Consider the following 16,196-nt stretch of genomic DNA (forward strand, 5'->3'; position numbering starts at 1 on the left):
CCGGACACCCCACATCATCGAACACTTCGAAGGAATTGGGCTGGTGTCGGATTCGATCTTCCGCGCATGGGACGTCTTCCTGCTTCGGGCTCCGCTGCGCGTCGGGGGCAGCGGCGTGCCGACGACGGGCAGCCACCTCGACATCGTGCGGGCCGCGGTGGCGGACCACGAGCTGCGCGCCGCGATCACGCTGGCGACGCCGAGTCTCGGCCGCCTGCTCGATCGCGTCCACCGTGGAGAGCACGCGGAGATCAAGGCGAACCAGTTGCGGCGCGCCGCCCTGGCGGTGCTGCGCTACGACATCAGAACACGCACCCGACCGACTCCGTTCGGGGTCTTCTCCGGTGTGGCGGGCGGGCGCTTCGGCTCGTCGGCGAAGCTCGATCGCGGCACCGCCCACCGCACCAGGACGCATCTCGACATGCAGTGGCTCCTCGGTGTCGTGCACGACTTGCAGACCCTTCCGGGATTGTTGCCCCACTTGCGTGTTCGTACCCACACTGCGCTGACCCGTCACGGCGAGCGGGTCGTGCTCGATTGTCCGTCCCCGCTGGGTGCGCCACTGGACGGAGCGACCCGATCGGTCGTCTCGATACGCAACTCGCCCGTGGTGGAGGTGGTGCTCGACGCGGCCGCGCGCACCGTCGCGGTAGGTGAGCTCACCACGACGACCGCGACGCGGTTCGGCGCCCCACCGACACGTGTCGCCGAATTGATCCGAATGCTGGTGGAGCAGGAATTCCTGCTTACCGATCTGCGGCCGCCGCTGGACGGCGGCGATCCGCTGTGCCATGTGATCGAGGTTCTCACCGAGATCGACCAGCCTGCGGCGCCGATCGCGAACGCGTTGCGCGCACTGCGCGAAATCGACGAGCACCGGCGGTCGAGCGACCGGCTACCACTGGGTCCCGGTACCGCACGGCTGATCGAGACAGCCGACTTGGCGCGCGAATTCCACGCCCACGAGACGCCACTGCACATCGACACCGCCTTGGATGTCGAGGTTCAGCTCCCCGACGAGGTACGCACCGAAGTCGAGCGGGCGGCGGCGCTGATGTGGCGGATGTCGGCACCCAAGCTCGGGCTCGCAGCGCTGCGGGACTATCACGAGAAGTTCCTGGAGCGCTACGGTACCGATCGGATCATCGGCATCCGTGAACTCCTCGATCCCGCCCGGGGCCTGGGTGCGCCCGCCGGATACAGCTGGCCGAACAGTGAAGAGGCGGCGGAGCGGGCGATCGACCGCGACGCGTCCCGGATTCGGTTGTTGCACCGCCTGATCGGCACCGCCCTGCGCGATGACGCCCGTGAGATCGAGCTGTCCGACGAGCTGCTCGACGAGTTGATTCCCGGCGACGAGCCCGCCGCCGACATACCGAACTCGTGCGAGATCACCTTCCACGTCATCGCACGATCGCTGGACGCGTTGTCCGCCGGTGACTTCCGTGTCGTGGTAGCCCCGAGTCCAGGCTCGCACCACGCCGGAGCGACCCTGGCCCGGTTCGCGGACCTGCTGCCGCCGGACCTCCGTGCGCACGTCGCGGCGGAGTCCGCCGCGATTCCGGTCCATGTCACGAATGCCGCCCGGGTCGATCTGTCCTTCATGCCCCGGTCCGGCAAGGCCGCGAACCTCGCGCATTCCACGGTGCACAGCGGTGTCCGGATCAGCGTCGGTCTGCCCGATGCTCCCGGTATCGACGAGATCCCGCTTGCCGACGTGGCCATCGGCGCGACGACGGAGCGAATATGCGCGATACATTTGCCGACCGGCCGTGAGATCGTTCCAGTGCTCAACACCATGATCAGCCCGATGACGCAAGCGCCCAACGTCTCCCGGCTGCTCTGGGAGATCGGGCTCGAAGGCCAACGGTTGTGGGAGCCGTGGACCTGGGCCGGCTTGTCGGAACTGCCGTTCGTGCCGCGTGTCCGGCACCGCCGCCTCGTCCTGGCGCCCGCGGTATGGCGTATGGACGCGCTGATCGATGTGCCCGAATCGGAATTCGCCGCCGCGGTCGATCAGTGGCGCCGCCAATGGCGGGTGCCGGATCGAATCCTGGCCGTACAGATGGATCAACGGCTGCTGTTCGACCTGACCGATCCGGCGCATCTGGAACTGCTGTGGGACGAGCTGCGCAAGGACCCGGCCATCGTCGCCCACGAGGTGCCCGGCGACGACGACTTCACCGACGGAATCCACGGACACGCGATGGAGGTGGTCGTCCCACTGTCGCGCCGCGACGCACGACCGGCCCGATCGCCGCACGGCGGGTACCTGGAAGCGGACCGCCGACCGGCCGGACTCGGAAGCGACTGGCTGTCTCTCGCGTTGTACCTGCCGGCGTCGCGCCAGAGCGACTTCCTCCGCGTTCACTTGCCGGAACTGGTCGAGCAGGCACGCCGGCATGGTTGCGACCGCTGGTTCTTCATCCGGTACACCGACCCCGACGGGCCGCATCTACGGGTTCGCTTCCACGGCGTGCCGGACGAGATCTGGGGCGCTGTCGTACGCCCGCTCGGCCGGCGACTCGACGACTTGCACCGCGGTGGTCTGATCCGAGCTCATCGCCTCGACCAGTACGACGCCGAAACCGAACGATACGGCGGTGCGGCGGCGATGGCCGCAGCCGAGCGGGTGTTCGAAGCCGACAGCGAGGCCGCGATCCGCTTCTTGGATCTGGTCGAGGAGCCCACGTGCACCCACTCGCTGGACGCATTCGCGGCGGTTTCCGTCGCTGCGATCGCTGACGCTTTCGGGTTGCCAGAGGCGGACCCGGCAGGTCACGGCGCCCGGAGCGACGACGCGGCGATGGCCTGGCTGTCGATGACGGGCTCACGCAAGACCCTGCCCGGCACATACCGGGTGGATGCGCAGCGCTGGCGCGGGATCGTCGACCCTTACGGCGGGTGGAGCACGCTGCGCGCCGACCCGCACGGCGCGGCGGCGCTCGAGGCACTCCGGCCACGAGACGCGGCCGTCGGCGAACTGCGCCTCGCATCAGCGGGCAGCAGGACCCGGCCCCACCGGCTCATCGGCAGCCTGATGCACATGACCTGCAATCGGCTCTTCGGTGGGGACAGCGATCGGGAGCGGGCAGCCGTCGCCATCGCACGCGGAGCGGTGCAGGACAACTTCAACAGGAGGAGCTACGCGCGATGAGCAACGTCGATCAGCGGCAGGTCGGCACGGTGGCCGAGCGGGCCGCCGAAATAGTGTCGCTCGTTGCCGCCCGTCTCCGCGACCCCGCCGCCGTCGCCGGCATAGCCGGCCGTCCGGACAACCGCGATCCCATCTACGGCGCCGGCATGTGGGGCCCGACGACCTTGTCCAACGGCCTGCCGGGTACGGCGCTGTTCTACGCTGAGTTGGCCGCAAGAATTCCCGACTGGTTCAGCGTCACTCATCGGCATGTGCAAGCGGCGGGGGCCGTGCTGCCCGATCAACCGAGCCGGGGCTTGTACGCGGGACCGGCTTCCTTGCTGGCGGCCACCCAGACCTGCAGCGACCACTATCCCGGTCTGCGGCGCAGGCTCGCCGCCTGGCTCGCCGCTGATCAACTGACCCGGCTGCGGCAATGCCGCGCCGCGCCGGTACCCGGCATCTCCTGGGAGTGCTACGACATAGTCAACGGCTTGTCCGGCACGGCACGGCTGCTGCTCGATTCGGTCGAGGATCCCGTCGAGAACGACACGCAGGTCGAGCACGCCCTGCGGGAGACGCTCGGTTACCTGGTGACCATCAGCCAGCCGATCACCGTCGATGGCCATGAAGTACCTGGTTGGTGGGTCCCCGCAGCACGGCAAGCAGTCGAGCAGGACCGACGCGACTACCCGCGTGGTGACTTCAATCTGGGTCTCGCGCACGGAATTCCAGGGCCGGTCATGATCATGTCGCTGGCCCTACGCCGTGGCCACGAGGTGCCGGGCCTGCGAGAGGCTCTGGTGCGAATGGTCACGTGGTTGATCCGGTGGATACGCACCGACGACCAGGGCACGTACTGGCCCTGCCGAGTCGGATTCGATGACGAAGTCGCCGCCGCACCGCCGCGCAGCCTGTTCACGCGGACCGCCTGGTGCTACGGCGCGCCGGGAGTCGCGGCGGCGGTGCACCATGCGGGCGAAACCCTCGGCATCGCCGAGTGGCGCCTGCACGCCGTCCGTGCTCTACACGATGCCCTCGCCAGGGACGAATCGCGCTGGACCCTCGCGGGGCCGACGGTATGCCACGGTTACGCGGGCTTGCTGCAGATCGTCCATCGAATCGGCACGGCAGAGCGGGACGACGTGCTGCTCGGCGCGAAAACCCGTCTCGCCTCCACCATTTTGGCCATGGCGGATGCCGACGCGCCATTCGGCTTCCGGCATCCGATGCGGTATCCGCGGTCGGCGCCGGGGCCTACGGAGTTCAAGTTGTTGGATGTCGCCGGGATCCTCGAGGGCTCCGCGGGGGTGGCGTGCGCGCTGTTGTCGGTGATTCCGGACGGGATGCTCGGCACTGCGGCCGAGGCTCCCGCGCGTCCGTGGGATCGCGTCCTGGCATTGAGCTGAAAGGTGCACTTCCGATGACGGTCAACGCCTTCGAACTCACCGAGATCGTCGTGCGGTACGGCGCCACGTCGGCCGTCGACTCGGTGTCGCTGAGTTCGGCCCCCGGCCGCCTGACCGCGCTGCTGGGGCCGAACGGTGCGGGCAAATCCAGCCTGCTCAATGTGCTGTCCACCGCGGCCCAGCCCGTATCCGGGACCGTGCGTATCTTCGGCAACGATGCGCGCACCGCTCCGATGCGTGCCCGCGCGCAGCTGGGTCTGGTGTTCCAGGAACGAACGCTGGACAAAGAACTCACCATCGAGCAGAACCTGTGGTTTCACGCCCGGCTCTTCGGTATGCGCCGCGCCGACGCCGCGGCACAGATCGATCGGCTGCTCGCCCTGTTGGATCTGACCGAGCAGCGGCGCGCCACCGTCGAACGCTTGTCCGGCGGAACCGCCCGGCGGGTCGAATTGGCGCGCGCCCTCTTGCATCGTCCCGGTCTGCTCATCCTGGACGAGCCGACAACGGGACTCGATCCGCGGTCTCGCCGGGTCTTCTGGCGCGATCTGCTTCGCATGCGCGACGAACTCGGTATCACCACGATCTATTCCACGCACTACCTCGACGAAGCCGAGTACGCGGACAGAATTGTGATCATGGCCGGTGGAAGGATCGGCCGATCGGGATCGCCGGTAGACCTCAAAGACGATTTGCACGTCTCCTGTGTGCGACTGCGGACCCACGACGACGCCGCGGCCGGTGAGCAATTACGCGCGGCCGGGTTCGAGGTGGTCACCGGGCTCACGACGCTGGAGATCCGGTGCGCCGAGCCGGATCGGCGGGTCGCCGACATCGTGCGCGTGCTCCAGCTGCCGATTCTGAGTGTCACCGTGCACAACCCGTCGATGGACGACGTCTACGCCGCCGCGACTACACATACCGGGAAGGACATGCCGTGACCGCATCGCAGGCGATGACCGACCATCGGCCGGAACGCGTCATGGTCGGCAGCATCAGGGCCGTTGCGGTGATCGCGTACCGGGACCTGCAACGCCAGATCCGTCGTCCGGGACTACTGATCAGCAATGCCGCCCAGTTGCTGTTCTTCATCGTCATCTATGCCGTTGGTTTCGACGCCATGGTCGGCAGCGTGGGCACGGTCTCCTTCAGCGCCTATATCCTGCCCGGCATCATCGCCATCCAAGTGGCGACGATCGGAATCGCCACCGGATTGTCGTACGCCTGGGATCGGGAGTTCGGCGTGCTGCGCGAGATGACCGTCGCGCCGGTGCCCCGGATGTGTCTGCCGATGGGCAAAGTCGCCGGCACCGGGGTGGTTGTCGGGGCGCAGAGTTCGCTGTTGCTGTTGTGCGCGCCGGTATTCGGATTGTCACCGACAGCTGCGCAGATCGCGGCAGCCGCGGCGGTCTACCTGTTCGGGTCGGCGGTCTTCAGCCTGCTCGGATTGTTCCTGGCTACCGCGCTGCGGCAGATCCAGACGTTGCAGGCCGGCGTCCAGATCACGATGCTGCCGATGCTGTTTCTCTCGGGCTCGGTGTTCCAACCCGCCGGGGTGCCGTCCTGGCTCTCGGTGTTGATTCGCCTCAATCCGCTGACCTATCTGGTCGACATGGGCAGACAGGTATTGGTCGGCGGCCCAGGCTTCGCTTCGATGGGCGTGGACGCGCTGGTCCTGGTGTGCCTGGCGCTGTTCTTCACCGCCACGATCCGCATCAGGATCGGGCGATGATGCCGGCGACCGGCCTGCACCCCGCCGAGGACCAGCGCGGCCGGGTCCACGGCTTTCCGCTATGGCCCGCAGTGGCCGCGGTCGATCACGAGGCGAGTACTCCGATACTGGAAGCGGCACTGGACTGGCTCGCCGCGAACCTACGCTGGTTCGATCCAGCCCAGTGGGAACGTTTTCTGCCGGCCCGGCAGTTCCCCGAAGGCGCTGCGCTCGAACTGCTCGTGCTGTGCCGTGTGCTGTGTCGTGGGCGATGGCGCGATCATCCGCTCGTCGACGGCGCGACCGGGCTGGCGCGCACGCTGGTGGAAGCGGCCGCCTTCCACGACGCACTGGGGCGTGCGGACGACAAGTTCACGTATCGCGCCTACTTGGTGGCCTTGCTCGCTGATCTCGGCTGCCCGATACCAAGTGCTGCGCAACGGGTACGCACGGTACTCGAAACGGGAAGCGGTGGCCGGGAAGGCGCTTGGCACCCACCGCTGTCCCGTCTGGAGCTGCGGTATGCGCTCGAGCTCGGCCGGTTCCCGCATACCCTGCCGCCGATGGACGAGTTGGTCGGGGTGACCATTGCCGCCGCGGAGCCCGACCCGATCTGGCTGCGCGACGACGAGGTCTACGCGCTCACCCACGTTGTCTTCTATGCCACGGATTTCGCAGCGCGGCCGCTGCGTACCGCACCGGCGCTCGTAGCCACGATGCGGACCCTGCTGGGGACTTATCTCGCGGCCGGGGACATGGATTTGGCGGGCGAGCTGCTGCTGTGCCTACTGGCGGTAACGCAGGACGACAGCGCGATCACCACGCACGGATGGCGAGCGCTGACTCGCCGCAGGCTGGCCGACGGCGCGGTGCCGGGTCCCCTGTTCGACCCGATCCGACTGTCGGGACTGAGCGGCCGGGTCGCCGAGGCATACACGTTCGGAACCTGCCATCACACGACAATGGTTGCGGCGATGGCCGCAGCGGAGCGAGAACGGCATCGTGCACGATGAGATCCACTGATTCCGGTCCGGCGCTCGCCGACCGCTCTTTGGCGGCTGCGCGGAAGTGGTTGGCGGCCACGACATCAAGGGAGCATCCGGCCGGCCGAATACCGGAGCGCAACGCGCAACGGCCCGGTTCGCCGCCTCGAGAACCGCTGACCATGTTGTGCTCCGATCCGACGCGCTGGCGTGCGCTGGCCGCGGTCGACGCCGCAGCTGCCTCGGCCGCATCCGCTGCCGAGTGGGCCGCCGTCCTGGACTCTCTTCTGGTGCTGGCGATTCGCCGCTACGACCTTGATGCGCTTGCCACCTTGCTGCTGGGCTGCGCCGAGTTCGGACTCACCCAGCAGCCGATTCCCGCGCGGGCAGTGGGCTTCCTGCTAGCGCAGCAACAGGTCGACGGCGGATTCGGATTCGTGCCCGGGACCGAGGAGCCCGCCGACACGGCGATCCGAATCGCCCTCACCCGGCGTTGCGTGCAAGCGCTTCAGCGGATCTGCGAACCGCACGATTCGAGGATGCGGAAGAACCCCTCCTCGAGATCACCGTCGCCCGCGATCCCCTGAACGGTGCCCTCGTAGCGCGTCTTTCCGGCGACCAGAATGGCGACCCGGTCACACACCTGAGCGATCTCCGACAACTGGTGGCTCGAGATGAAGACCGTTGTTCCCTCGGCGGCCAGAGAACGAATGAGTTCCCGCATCTCTCGGATGCCCACCGGGTCGAGGCCGTTGGTCGGCTCATCGAGCAGTAGGAGTTTCGGCCGCGCCAGCAAAGCGATCGCGATACCCAGACGCCAGCGCATTCCGAGGGAGTATGCCTGTACCTTGCGGGTTCGGACCTCGGTCAACTGCACGACGGCCAAGGTCTCCTCGATCCACTCCTCGGGCACACCGCGCAGTCTGGCGTGAATGCGCAGATGCGTCACCGCGTCCAGTTTCGGCCACAATCCCGGTGTCTCGATCAATGCGCCGACATCGACCAGCAGCGTCCGATCATAGGGTCGGCCGAACAACTGGATGACGCCGCTGGTCGGCCGCTGAAGCCCCAGAACGGTTTTCATCAAAGTGGACTTGCCCGCGCCGTTCGGGCCGAGCAGCCCGTAGACCTCTCCCGTGCGGACCGACAGATCGACCCCGTCGAGAGCGTGGTGTTTTCCGTAGTGCTTGTGCAGCTGCGCCACTTCCAAAGCAAACACGGTCAGATCTCCTTGCGCGTCATGTGGAACGAGCCGAGAGCCAGAACCAGCACCGCTAGTCCGATCGAGAGCGCGATGGCCGGCAGTATGACACCGTGGTCCCGGACCGGACTGTCGGCCGGTAGTGGAACGCCGTTGGGGCCGATCCCGGCCAAGGGCAGGATCACGCGCATGGGCCAGGCGAACGGCACCGCCATCCACCAGCTCTTGTCCGCGATGAGCATGCCGGACATCATGCCGACGACACCGGTCGTGATGGTGGGGCCCAGGCCCCAAACCACCGAGACGACCAGGGCCACGGCTGCGGTGCCGAGCCCGGCCAGCCAAGGCAGGTAGGACGCGGCGACGATAGTCGCGACGCTGGTCGCGAACCGGCCGCTCAATGCGGCCCCAACGCTGAGCAGCAACGCGAGCAGCGTAGTGGACACCGCGGTCAGCGCGGCCAGCCCCAGATACTTGCCGAGCAGATACTTGTTGCGCGGCACCGCGTACGAGAAGAGCAACCGCCAGGCGTCCTGATCGGCTCGCACCGAGAGGGCGGCCAGCAATGCGGCCGTCATGGGGATCAGAACTCCCCAGCCTTCGAGAACCACGTCGCGAAACACCGTCCAGGTATGGCCCGACCGGCCTTCTGGCGATGCCAACGACATGGGATACAGCGGAACGGTGATGACGACAGGTACCAGGATGGCGAACCAGCCGATGAAGCCGCGACGCATCCTCGCCAGTTCTGTCGCTGTGACGTCCCACAAACTCGGCTGGTCTCGCCGTGGGCGAAGGTCGGGCCCGTAGCGTGCCACGGTGGCGGCCATACTCTCTCCTCGAGTCGTTCGGTTCCATCGAGGTTGTAGCTGTCGAACGCGATGTGGTTCACGTCCGGCGCGATCGGGTCACTCGCCTTCCCCCACGCGGGCACTCCTCTTCAACGCCGCGCCGAGCTGGACGTTCGCGTTCAGCAACTCGATGCCGATGAGTTCGCCGTCGTCACCGAAGTCGAGGGCGGCGACGATCTCGCCGCTGTCCTCGTCGCGTACGCGCAGGGTGCGGGCAGCGTGGCGCGGCCCTTTGTTGTTCTGCCGAAGCGCAAGATAGGCGATGTTGTGCTGTTCGTCCCAGGTCAGGTAGTCGAGATAGTCGAGTTGCATATCGTATTCCTTGTCGTCGTTACTTCTGGAAAAGCAAAATTCAGGTGGCGCTTCGTCACAGAACGACTCGCTGCTCTGGTGGAAGGAACAGTCGATCTCGCGGTGTGACGTCGAAGGCCGAGTAGAACTCCGATACGTTGCGGACAACTTGGTTGGCTCGGAACTCACTCGGTGCGTGGCTGTTCGCGGCCAGCGCCGCGGCGGCGAACTGTTGTGTCTGTTTTACCCGCCAGCACCGCGCCCACGATAAGAACAGTGTGCGAAAGTCCGGCACGGTGCCACGACGGTGCGCGGCCCGTCGGTAGGCGGCGACCGCGACCTGGAGACCGCGCAGATCCGCCATGTTCTCGCTGACGGTCAGCCGCCCGTTGACCCGGTGTGTGGCATCGAAACCCTCGGGAACGAGGCTGTCGTACTGATCGACCAATTGCTTGGTCCTAGCGTCGAACGCGGCGCGGTCCTCGGCAGTCCACCACTCGCGCAGCCTGCCGTCACCGTCGTATCGAGCGCCTTGGTCATCGAACGCATGCCCGATCTCGTGCCCGATGATCGCACCGATCGCGCCGTAGTTCACCGCCGGATCCGCGTCCTTGTCGAAGTATGGCGCCTGCAGGAAGGCGGCGGGAAAGACGGCTTGGTTCGTCGATCGGTCGTAGAAGGCGTTGACGGTTTGTGCGGTGGTTGTCCACTCGCCCTTGTCGACCGCAGTGGCAAGTCGGTCGAACTCCCGCCGCCTGGCGAGATCGCGGATGCTACGCAGCGAATCTATCAACTTGTCCGGATCGACCGACGCGCCCGCACAGTCCGGTCGGTGCCGCGGGGAGCCGATCATCATCGTGATCTTGTCGAGTTTGGCGACGGCGGCCGAACGCGTGGACTGCGACATCCATAGCGAGTCGAGCAATGCCACACGGTAGGCCGCGAACAGATCGTCGACCAGCTCGCGCAGCGCGGCCTCGGCCGCGGCCGAAAAATGCTTCGCCACATAGAGTTTTTCCAGCTGGCCGCCCAACTCGGCATTCACCGTGGCGACCGCTCGTTGCCAGGGCTCGGCCGGTCGGCCCGCACCGCCGAGGAACTTGCGGCGAAACTCGAAATTGACGTCGGAGATTCCGGAGGGCAGGAAACGAGAGAACTCCTGGAGCAGACTCAATCGTAGGTAGTCACGCCAGTGCGCGATATCCGTATCGGCCCACAGTCGGCCGACCGCGGAGATGAAGTCGGGCTGCCGCACCACGACATGGGCGAACAGTTCCGGCGGCTGCGAGGTTCGCCCGGCGCGCCACGCGTCGAAGTCGAAATCATCTGCCAGACCGCATACTTCGGACCAGCGCATCGGGTTGTAGGTAGCCGTGGCGTCCTGGTCTCGCACGGCGTCCCAGTGAGCGACGGCGAGCTGCCGCTCGAGTTCGAACACTCGGTCGGACATGCCCGCCGGATCCGCGAAATTCGCGACGGCCGCGACTCGCGCCAAGAATGCCCGGTACGCGTCACGGTGCGCGCCGAGATCGGAGTTCCGGTAGTACCGGCTGTCCATCCCGAGGCCGGACTGCGCGAGGGTGGCGACATATCGGCGGGCATCCCTGGCATCGATGTCGACATACAGAGAGATGACTCCCGGAATCGGCAGCATGCCCATGACGCCGGCCAACTCGGATCTGGACGCGGCCGCGTCGATCGCCGCGAAGAGGTCGGCGAGCGGCGTCGTGCCGAGGCGTTCGACAGCCGCGGTGTTCAGGCAGGCCAGATACAGGTCGCGCACCTGCTGCTCGGAAGTACCGGGCCGGGGTTCGCGGATTTCCTGGATGACGGTCGAGAGTTGTTGTTCGACGCGCCGCATCACTTCGGTCATCGGGCTGCTCACCGATTGATCAGGAGGCAGCCGGTAGTTGCGCAACCACCTCCCGTTGACATGCCGGTAGAGGTCGTCCTGCGGACGGACAGTCTCGTCGAGCCCATCCGGGCCGGGCACGCCGGGTGGTGCGGCCGGACGGCATGCAGACGGAACAGCCCCGGCGGCAATCACTCCGAACGTGCGCAATGCGATACGACGGCTCACTTTTCGGGGCGGATTCGACAGCACCGTCGCTACCGATCAGCCGCGCAGCACGGTGAGCGGAAAGGACACGTCCGCTCGATGTTCCGAACCGACCAATTCGGCCCGGCTTCCCACGCCCAAGGTGTCGTACAGGCTGCGGATGCGTCGATACATCGACCGCTCCGAAAGATAGTTCAGGCGTGCGATCTCGGCGACGGTCATCGACGTGCGCAGCATGCGCAGCAGCCGGGTGTCCGACTCGGTCAAACCATCTCGGCCGGACTGATCCGCGCCGGTGGCCGGTGTAGCGGCTCGGCCGCGCAGGCGTTGCCGTGTCGGTTCGTTCGGTTCGCGGCCGGTCACCGCACCGAGCACCGCCGGGAGCGGCTTCCCCGGTGCCGAGCGCGTGCGGTCGAGGAGTTGCGCGCGAACGAGGTCGGCCTGGCGCTCGACGGATATCGCGACGTTGATCACGAAGTTGGCGCCGGAGCGTATCGCGGCATAGGTCGAGTAACCACCGACGTCATCGGTGACCGCGACGATGAGCCCCATGGCGTGCCGGGCGCGAACCGACCGCAGGCTTTCGGCTTGGGTTTCACTGTTGACGGGTAGCACGATCGGGGCGCCGCCGGCGTCCCCGCGCATGGCCAGTTGGTCGTAGTCGGCGAACTCCAACTCGAAATGCGGCCCGAACACGCTCCCCCACGACCCATCCGCGGGATCCAGATAGTCGCGCAAGCCCGGGTGGACGAATGCGACACGCCCGGTTGCTTGTTCGGAATCCCTACTGGTTCGAACGGCGTTCAAGAAAGCCCCCTTCACTTCGATCAGCGCGCTTTCGCGCGCCTCTTACCTATCCGCCGGCGCTACGCGCAGGACGGGCAGTACTCGAGCCCCCGACCGAGCGGCAAGCCTTCGACCCTGTACCTCGAGTACCGTCACAATAGGCGCGATGGCGCTTCGGCGCAGCCACGCCGGTCGCCGGGACCACCACCACACCGCGGCCCATCGGCCGGAGCCTGCGGCCGCGCCGCTAACGCATCACGCTCTTGCGGCGGGCCACCCGGGCTCGTGCCACTGCCCGCACGCTGGACGTCACCATCCACTCCTCGTCTCGCAATCTGTGTCCGATACTTCTCGTCACATGGTTGGACGCGGCGTCGGCGCATTCGGTTCCACCCGTGCGCAACAGATTGCCCAGGCCTCGCCGAGTTACCCGCAACATGCCCTCTCACCAGCACGATTGGGTTATTCGCGCCCACCATGTGTACTGTTGGAAAAGCCGACGCGGGGTGGAGCAGCTCGGTAGCTCGCTGGGCTCATAACCCAGAGGTCGCAGGTTCAAATCCTGTCCCCGCTACTGCGGAACGGTCCGGAGCACACGCTCCGGGCCGTTTCTCTTTTGCCGGGTCGAGTCACGACCATGGGTCACGCACAGCGGGTCGTCCGGGCACTACACCCCGTAGAACGCGGTGGCTTCCGGATCCGGCGAGGTCTCAGCGATGCACGGAGAGCCGGCGGTCCAGCGAGGTGGTCGGCGAGGATCCCACGCTGGGCGCATCGCGTAGACCCTTGCCACCGACGTCGGGAACCCCGACAGTCGAAGTGCAGATTATTTGACTACCGATGTCGGTTACTCCGACGCGCTCAATCCTGCGATGCGGTTCGACGCTTGCCTGTTCCGTAGCTCACATCCGAAGCTTCGGCAGAATGACCAGCCGCCGATCGCGATTGCGAATCGGCGGTTAAAAGATCGTTACGACACCGTCCTGGATTGGTGACGTCCGAGTTGTCATGTCACGATACTTTCGAGTCACCTGGACAAATCATCCCGAAGTGTTTTCCCGCAGGCAACCCCCGGTTCCCATCACCGCACCCGCCTTGTCTCCTTCGGCGTGTTCGTAATGATTCGATCGCCAATGTCGGCCATCTCTGCGTGCAACGACAACAATCTGTGAGGAAAGTTCCGCGTGAGTGATTTCTGGAATGTGAGCTCGTCTTTGGCGTGTCTCAGCGTCGGCATTTCATTGTTCGGTGTCATCGCGTACCTGGCGGGGATACTGGAAGGGGACACCCGGCCGCGCATCGCGTCGTGGGCGGCCTGGTGCACCGCGAACACCGTGTTCGCGGTGGTGGCGTACCTCGAGGGCGGCTATCTGGCCGCGGCCATCAACGCCGCCGCGGCGGCGATGAACGCGGCGGTCATCGTCGTCGGCATCACCCGCGGGTCCGGCCTGCGACCGGAAGACAATATCGATTGGGCCTGCCTGGTCTCCTCGATCGCATGCGTGCTGGTGACGGTCGGCGTACAGGAAAAGGCATTCGGCGCGCTGTTCGCGATATGCGCCAATCTCATCGCCACCATTCCAACGCTCCGGCATGTGTGGTCCAAACCGCACGAGGAAACCTGGCAAACCTTCGCGGCGAACGCACTCGCGAACGGCCTCGGCCTGCTCGGTGTGCTCCTGGTGAGCGGGTTCGAATTCGTTTCGATCGCCGGCCCGATGATTTCCACGGCGGGCAATGCCGGTTTGGTCGCCCTTACCGTCGGTCGTGCTCGATTCGCCGCCGTCGCGGTCGTCCCGGTGAAAGTCGGCTGATCTCGCGTGCGATCGGTCACTTCCAATATCGGCGACTGCTTCACCGATCCGGGCGAACTCACCGAGGGACAAGCCCGGCGCGCTCTCGAAATCCACGTCATCTGTTCCTCGCGCTGCCTCGTCCTGCGACGGGCCAAGCGAGTGCTGGGAGTAGATGACCCGACCGACGCGCCACCAGGCGGTCGTTGACCGCCGACCGGCAGGTTGCGCCCGACGCCCGCCTTTCGGCGGACGCGTCGGGCGCAGCCGCGCAGGTACGCGAGCGCGGCGTCTCCTACCGCTATCCTTCGATCTCAGCGACCCGATGACCAGCTGATTCGTTCCGGGCAAGAGTTCTACCGACGCCGCTACGGCCGCGACGCCGAACGCTTGCCACGAAGGCGAAGGAGAGCGCTGTGCGGCGCAGGGCGATGCTCGAGGGGTGTGTGGCGGCGGTTGCCGCACCGATGTTCGCCGCCTGCGGCCTGCTGAAAAGCGACGCGCAACCGGCGGACGAGTTGGCTTTCGACCCGGACGAATTCACGGTGCGGAAGAAGACCGTCGCCACCTTCGAGCGGGACAAGAACGTGACCTACCGGTTCTACGACAGCGTTGTCTACGTGGCGAAACCGGTGAACAAGACGTATCAGAGCTTGAACGTCAGCGTTCCCGTCGAGATCGATGGGAACACCGTCGACGCGAGCAAGGCTCCGATTCTCTTGAGCAACTCCATCGGCGGCTATCTGTCGTCGGCGGCCGAGGGCGGCAAGCCGGACGACGGCGGTGATCGGGGCAGGAACCGCGAGCTCGCCCTCGCGGCGGGTTATGTCGTCGTCGAGCCCGGTGCGCGCGGGCGCGACCTGGTCGCCCCGGACGGCACGTACTACGGCGTGGCGCCCGCCGCCATCGTGGATCTCAAGGCCGCGGTCCGATACCTGCGGCACAACTCCGGCCGGGTTCCGGGAAACACCGACCGGATCGTCGCCACCGGTGTCAGCGCGGGCGGCGCGCTGTCCGCGCTGCTGGCTGCCTCCGCCGACAACCGGATGTACGACCGGTATCTCGCCGAACTCGGCGCGGCGGACGCGAGCGACGCCGTTTTCGCCGCCGCCCCTTACTGTCCCGTGACCGATCTCGACCACGCGGACATGGCCTACGAGTGGAATTGGGGCGCCAACCCGCTGCGCTCCGGCGAACTCGACGCGACGGCCTCGCGCGAACTGAGCACTGCGTTCGTGGACTACCAGGCATCGTTGGAACTGCAAGGGACGGACGGATTCGGGCCGATCACGGCCGACAACTACGGCAACTACCTCGTGCGGACCTACCTCGAACCGGCGGCGACCAGGTATTTGACCGCTTTGCAGGACTCCGAGCGTTCCAGCTACCTGGCGGCCAACACGTGGATCACCTGGTCGGGCGACCGGGCGGAGTTCACCTGGCCGAATTTCCTCGCGCACGTGGGCGAGCGGAAGAAGGGCGTGCCCGCGTTCGACGCCTTCGACCTGTCCTCTCCGGAGAACAACCTGTTCGGTGCCGGCACCGTCAAGGCCAGGCACTTCACCCTGTTCAGCCTGCGGCGAGCGACGGGCGACCCGGGCGCGCAACTCGACAGCGACCTGCCCGAGAAGATCAGCATGATGAACCCCATGTTCTTTCTCCGCCAACGCAATCCCGCCCGGGCGAAGCACTGGTGGATTCGCGTCGGCACCAAGGACACCGATGCGTCGCTGACCATCGTGGGCAACCTCGCCGCGAGCCTGGCGAATCTGGGCGACCAGGTCGACGCCGCGATGTATTGGGACGCGGGGCACGGCAGCAACGAGGACGCCGCGGATTTCGTCGCGTGGATCGGCAAGGTGACCGGCTACACCGGCTGAGGCCTTCGCCGACGAGCGGCCTTTCCACGAGCTCGCCGGGTCACCAGGTGGCACACCGGACTCGGTTCGCGGCGAAGACCTGCTGAGGCGTTGGTC

13 protein-coding genes and 1 tRNA gene are annotated in these 16,196 nt (G+C 66.5%); 9 read left to right on the top strand and 5 right to left on the bottom strand.

Annotated elements, in window-relative coordinates; genetic code table 11:
- Positions 1-43 precede the first annotated feature (43 nt).
- The 6 genes from ACIA5H_RS03395 to ACIA5H_RS03420 are packed head-to-tail and all read left to right on the top strand — an operon-like array spanning position 44 to position 7,826.
- Positions 44-3,157: a lantibiotic dehydratase gene (locus tag ACIA5H_RS03395; RefSeq protein ID WP_397073642.1), complete on the top strand. Its 3,114-nt coding sequence runs from the start codon at positions 44-46 to the stop codon at positions 3,155-3,157.
- Complete coding sequence (locus ACIA5H_RS03400) at positions 3,154-4,545, top strand: lanthionine synthetase C family protein (protein WP_397073644.1); 1,392 nt, start codon at positions 3,154-3,156, stop codon at positions 4,543-4,545. Before ACIA5H_RS03395 ends, ACIA5H_RS03400 begins: the two co-directional genes overlap by 4 nt.
- Positions 4,546-4,559: 14 nt before the next feature.
- Positions 4,560-5,486, top strand: coding sequence for an ABC transporter ATP-binding protein (locus ACIA5H_RS03405; protein WP_397073646.1), 927 nt, complete (start codon positions 4,560-4,562; stop codon positions 5,484-5,486).
- Complete coding sequence (locus ACIA5H_RS03410; protein ID WP_397073648.1) at positions 5,483-6,277, top strand: ABC transporter permease; 795 nt, start codon at positions 5,483-5,485, stop codon at positions 6,275-6,277. Before ACIA5H_RS03405 ends, ACIA5H_RS03410 begins: the two co-directional genes overlap by 4 nt.
- Entirely contained in the window at positions 6,274-7,269 is a 996-nt protein-coding gene (locus tag ACIA5H_RS03415) for a DUF6895 family protein (RefSeq protein WP_397073650.1), read from the top strand. The genes ACIA5H_RS03410 and ACIA5H_RS03415 overlap by 4 nt, the downstream gene beginning before the upstream one ends.
- Entirely contained in the window at positions 7,266-7,826 is a 561-nt protein-coding gene (locus ACIA5H_RS03420; protein WP_397073652.1) for a hypothetical protein, read from the top strand. Before ACIA5H_RS03415 ends, ACIA5H_RS03420 begins: the two co-directional genes overlap by 4 nt.
- Here ACIA5H_RS03420 and ACIA5H_RS03425 read toward each other — a convergent pair.
- From ACIA5H_RS03425 to ACIA5H_RS03445, 5 genes are all read right to left on the bottom strand, one after another.
- Positions 7,748-8,458: an ATP-binding cassette domain-containing protein gene (locus tag ACIA5H_RS03425; protein WP_397073654.1), complete on the bottom strand. Its 711-nt coding sequence runs from the start codon at positions 8,456-8,458 to the stop codon at positions 7,748-7,750. The genes ACIA5H_RS03420 and ACIA5H_RS03425 overlap by 79 nt on opposite strands.
- Before the next feature lie 2 nt (positions 8,459-8,460).
- Complete coding sequence (locus tag ACIA5H_RS03430) at positions 8,461-9,270, bottom strand: ABC transporter permease (RefSeq protein WP_397073656.1); 810 nt, start codon at positions 9,268-9,270, stop codon at positions 8,461-8,463.
- 78 nt (positions 9,271-9,348) lie between these two features.
- Positions 9,349-9,603, bottom strand: coding sequence for a DUF2283 domain-containing protein (locus tag ACIA5H_RS03435; protein WP_397073657.1), 255 nt, complete (start codon positions 9,601-9,603; stop codon positions 9,349-9,351).
- A 55-nt stretch (positions 9,604-9,658) separates the two neighbouring features.
- The gene (locus ACIA5H_RS03440; RefSeq protein ID WP_397073659.1) at positions 9,659-11,686 is read right to left on the bottom strand and encodes a M13 family metallopeptidase; all 2,028 of its coding nucleotides are present in this window, start codon (positions 11,684-11,686) and stop codon (positions 9,659-9,661) included.
- A 12-nt stretch (positions 11,687-11,698) separates the two neighbouring features.
- Positions 11,699-12,448, bottom strand: a complete 750-nt coding sequence (locus tag ACIA5H_RS03445) for a hypothetical protein (protein ID WP_397073661.1) — start codon at positions 12,446-12,448, stop codon at positions 11,699-11,701.
- Positions 12,449-12,927: 479 nt separating this feature from the next.
- Between ACIA5H_RS03445 and ACIA5H_RS03450 the strand changes: the two genes are divergently transcribed.
- The 3 genes from ACIA5H_RS03450 to ACIA5H_RS03460 all read left to right on the top strand — a co-directional run bounded on the left by ACIA5H_RS03450 (position 12,928) and on the right by ACIA5H_RS03460 (position 16,100).
- Positions 12,928-13,001 (top strand) — tRNA-Met (locus ACIA5H_RS03450).
- A 610-nt stretch (positions 13,002-13,611) separates the two neighbouring features.
- Entirely contained in the window at positions 13,612-14,241 is a 630-nt protein-coding gene (locus tag ACIA5H_RS03455) for a hypothetical protein (RefSeq protein WP_355073472.1), read from the top strand.
- 395 nt (positions 14,242-14,636) lie between these two features.
- A complete protein-coding gene (locus ACIA5H_RS03460; RefSeq protein ID WP_379252100.1) occupies positions 14,637-16,100 on the top strand; it encodes a subtype B tannase in 1,464 nt (487 codons plus the stop codon).
- Positions 16,101-16,196: the final 96 nt, after the last annotated feature.

This window comes from Nocardia sp. NPDC051900, from assembly GCF_044452545.1.
Taxonomy (GTDB): domain Bacteria; phylum Actinomycetota; class Actinomycetes; order Mycobacteriales; family Mycobacteriaceae; genus Nocardia; species Nocardia sichangensis.

Excerpts from the sequence above, each read along its gene's own strand:
- ACIA5H_RS03400 (WP_397073644.1), top strand. The coding sequence starts at position 3,154 with ATGAGCAACGTCGATCAGCGGCAGGTCGGCACGGTGGCCGAGCGGGCC.
- ACIA5H_RS03405 (WP_397073646.1), top strand. The coding sequence starts at position 4,560 with ATGACGGTCAACGCCTTCGAACTCACCGAGATCGTCGTGCGGTACGGC.
- ACIA5H_RS03415 (WP_397073650.1), top strand. The coding sequence starts at position 6,274 with ATGATGCCGGCGACCGGCCTGCACCCCGCCGAGGACCAGCGCGGCCGG.
- ACIA5H_RS03420 (WP_397073652.1), top strand. The coding sequence starts at position 7,266 with ATGAGATCCACTGATTCCGGTCCGGCGCTCGCCGACCGCTCTTTGGCG.
- ACIA5H_RS03430 (WP_397073656.1), bottom strand. The coding sequence starts at position 9,270 with ATGGCCGCCACCGTGGCACGCTACGGGCCCGACCTTCGCCCACGGCGA.
- ACIA5H_RS03435 (WP_397073657.1), bottom strand. The coding sequence starts at position 9,603 with ATGCAACTCGACTATCTCGACTACCTGACCTGGGACGAACAGCACAAC.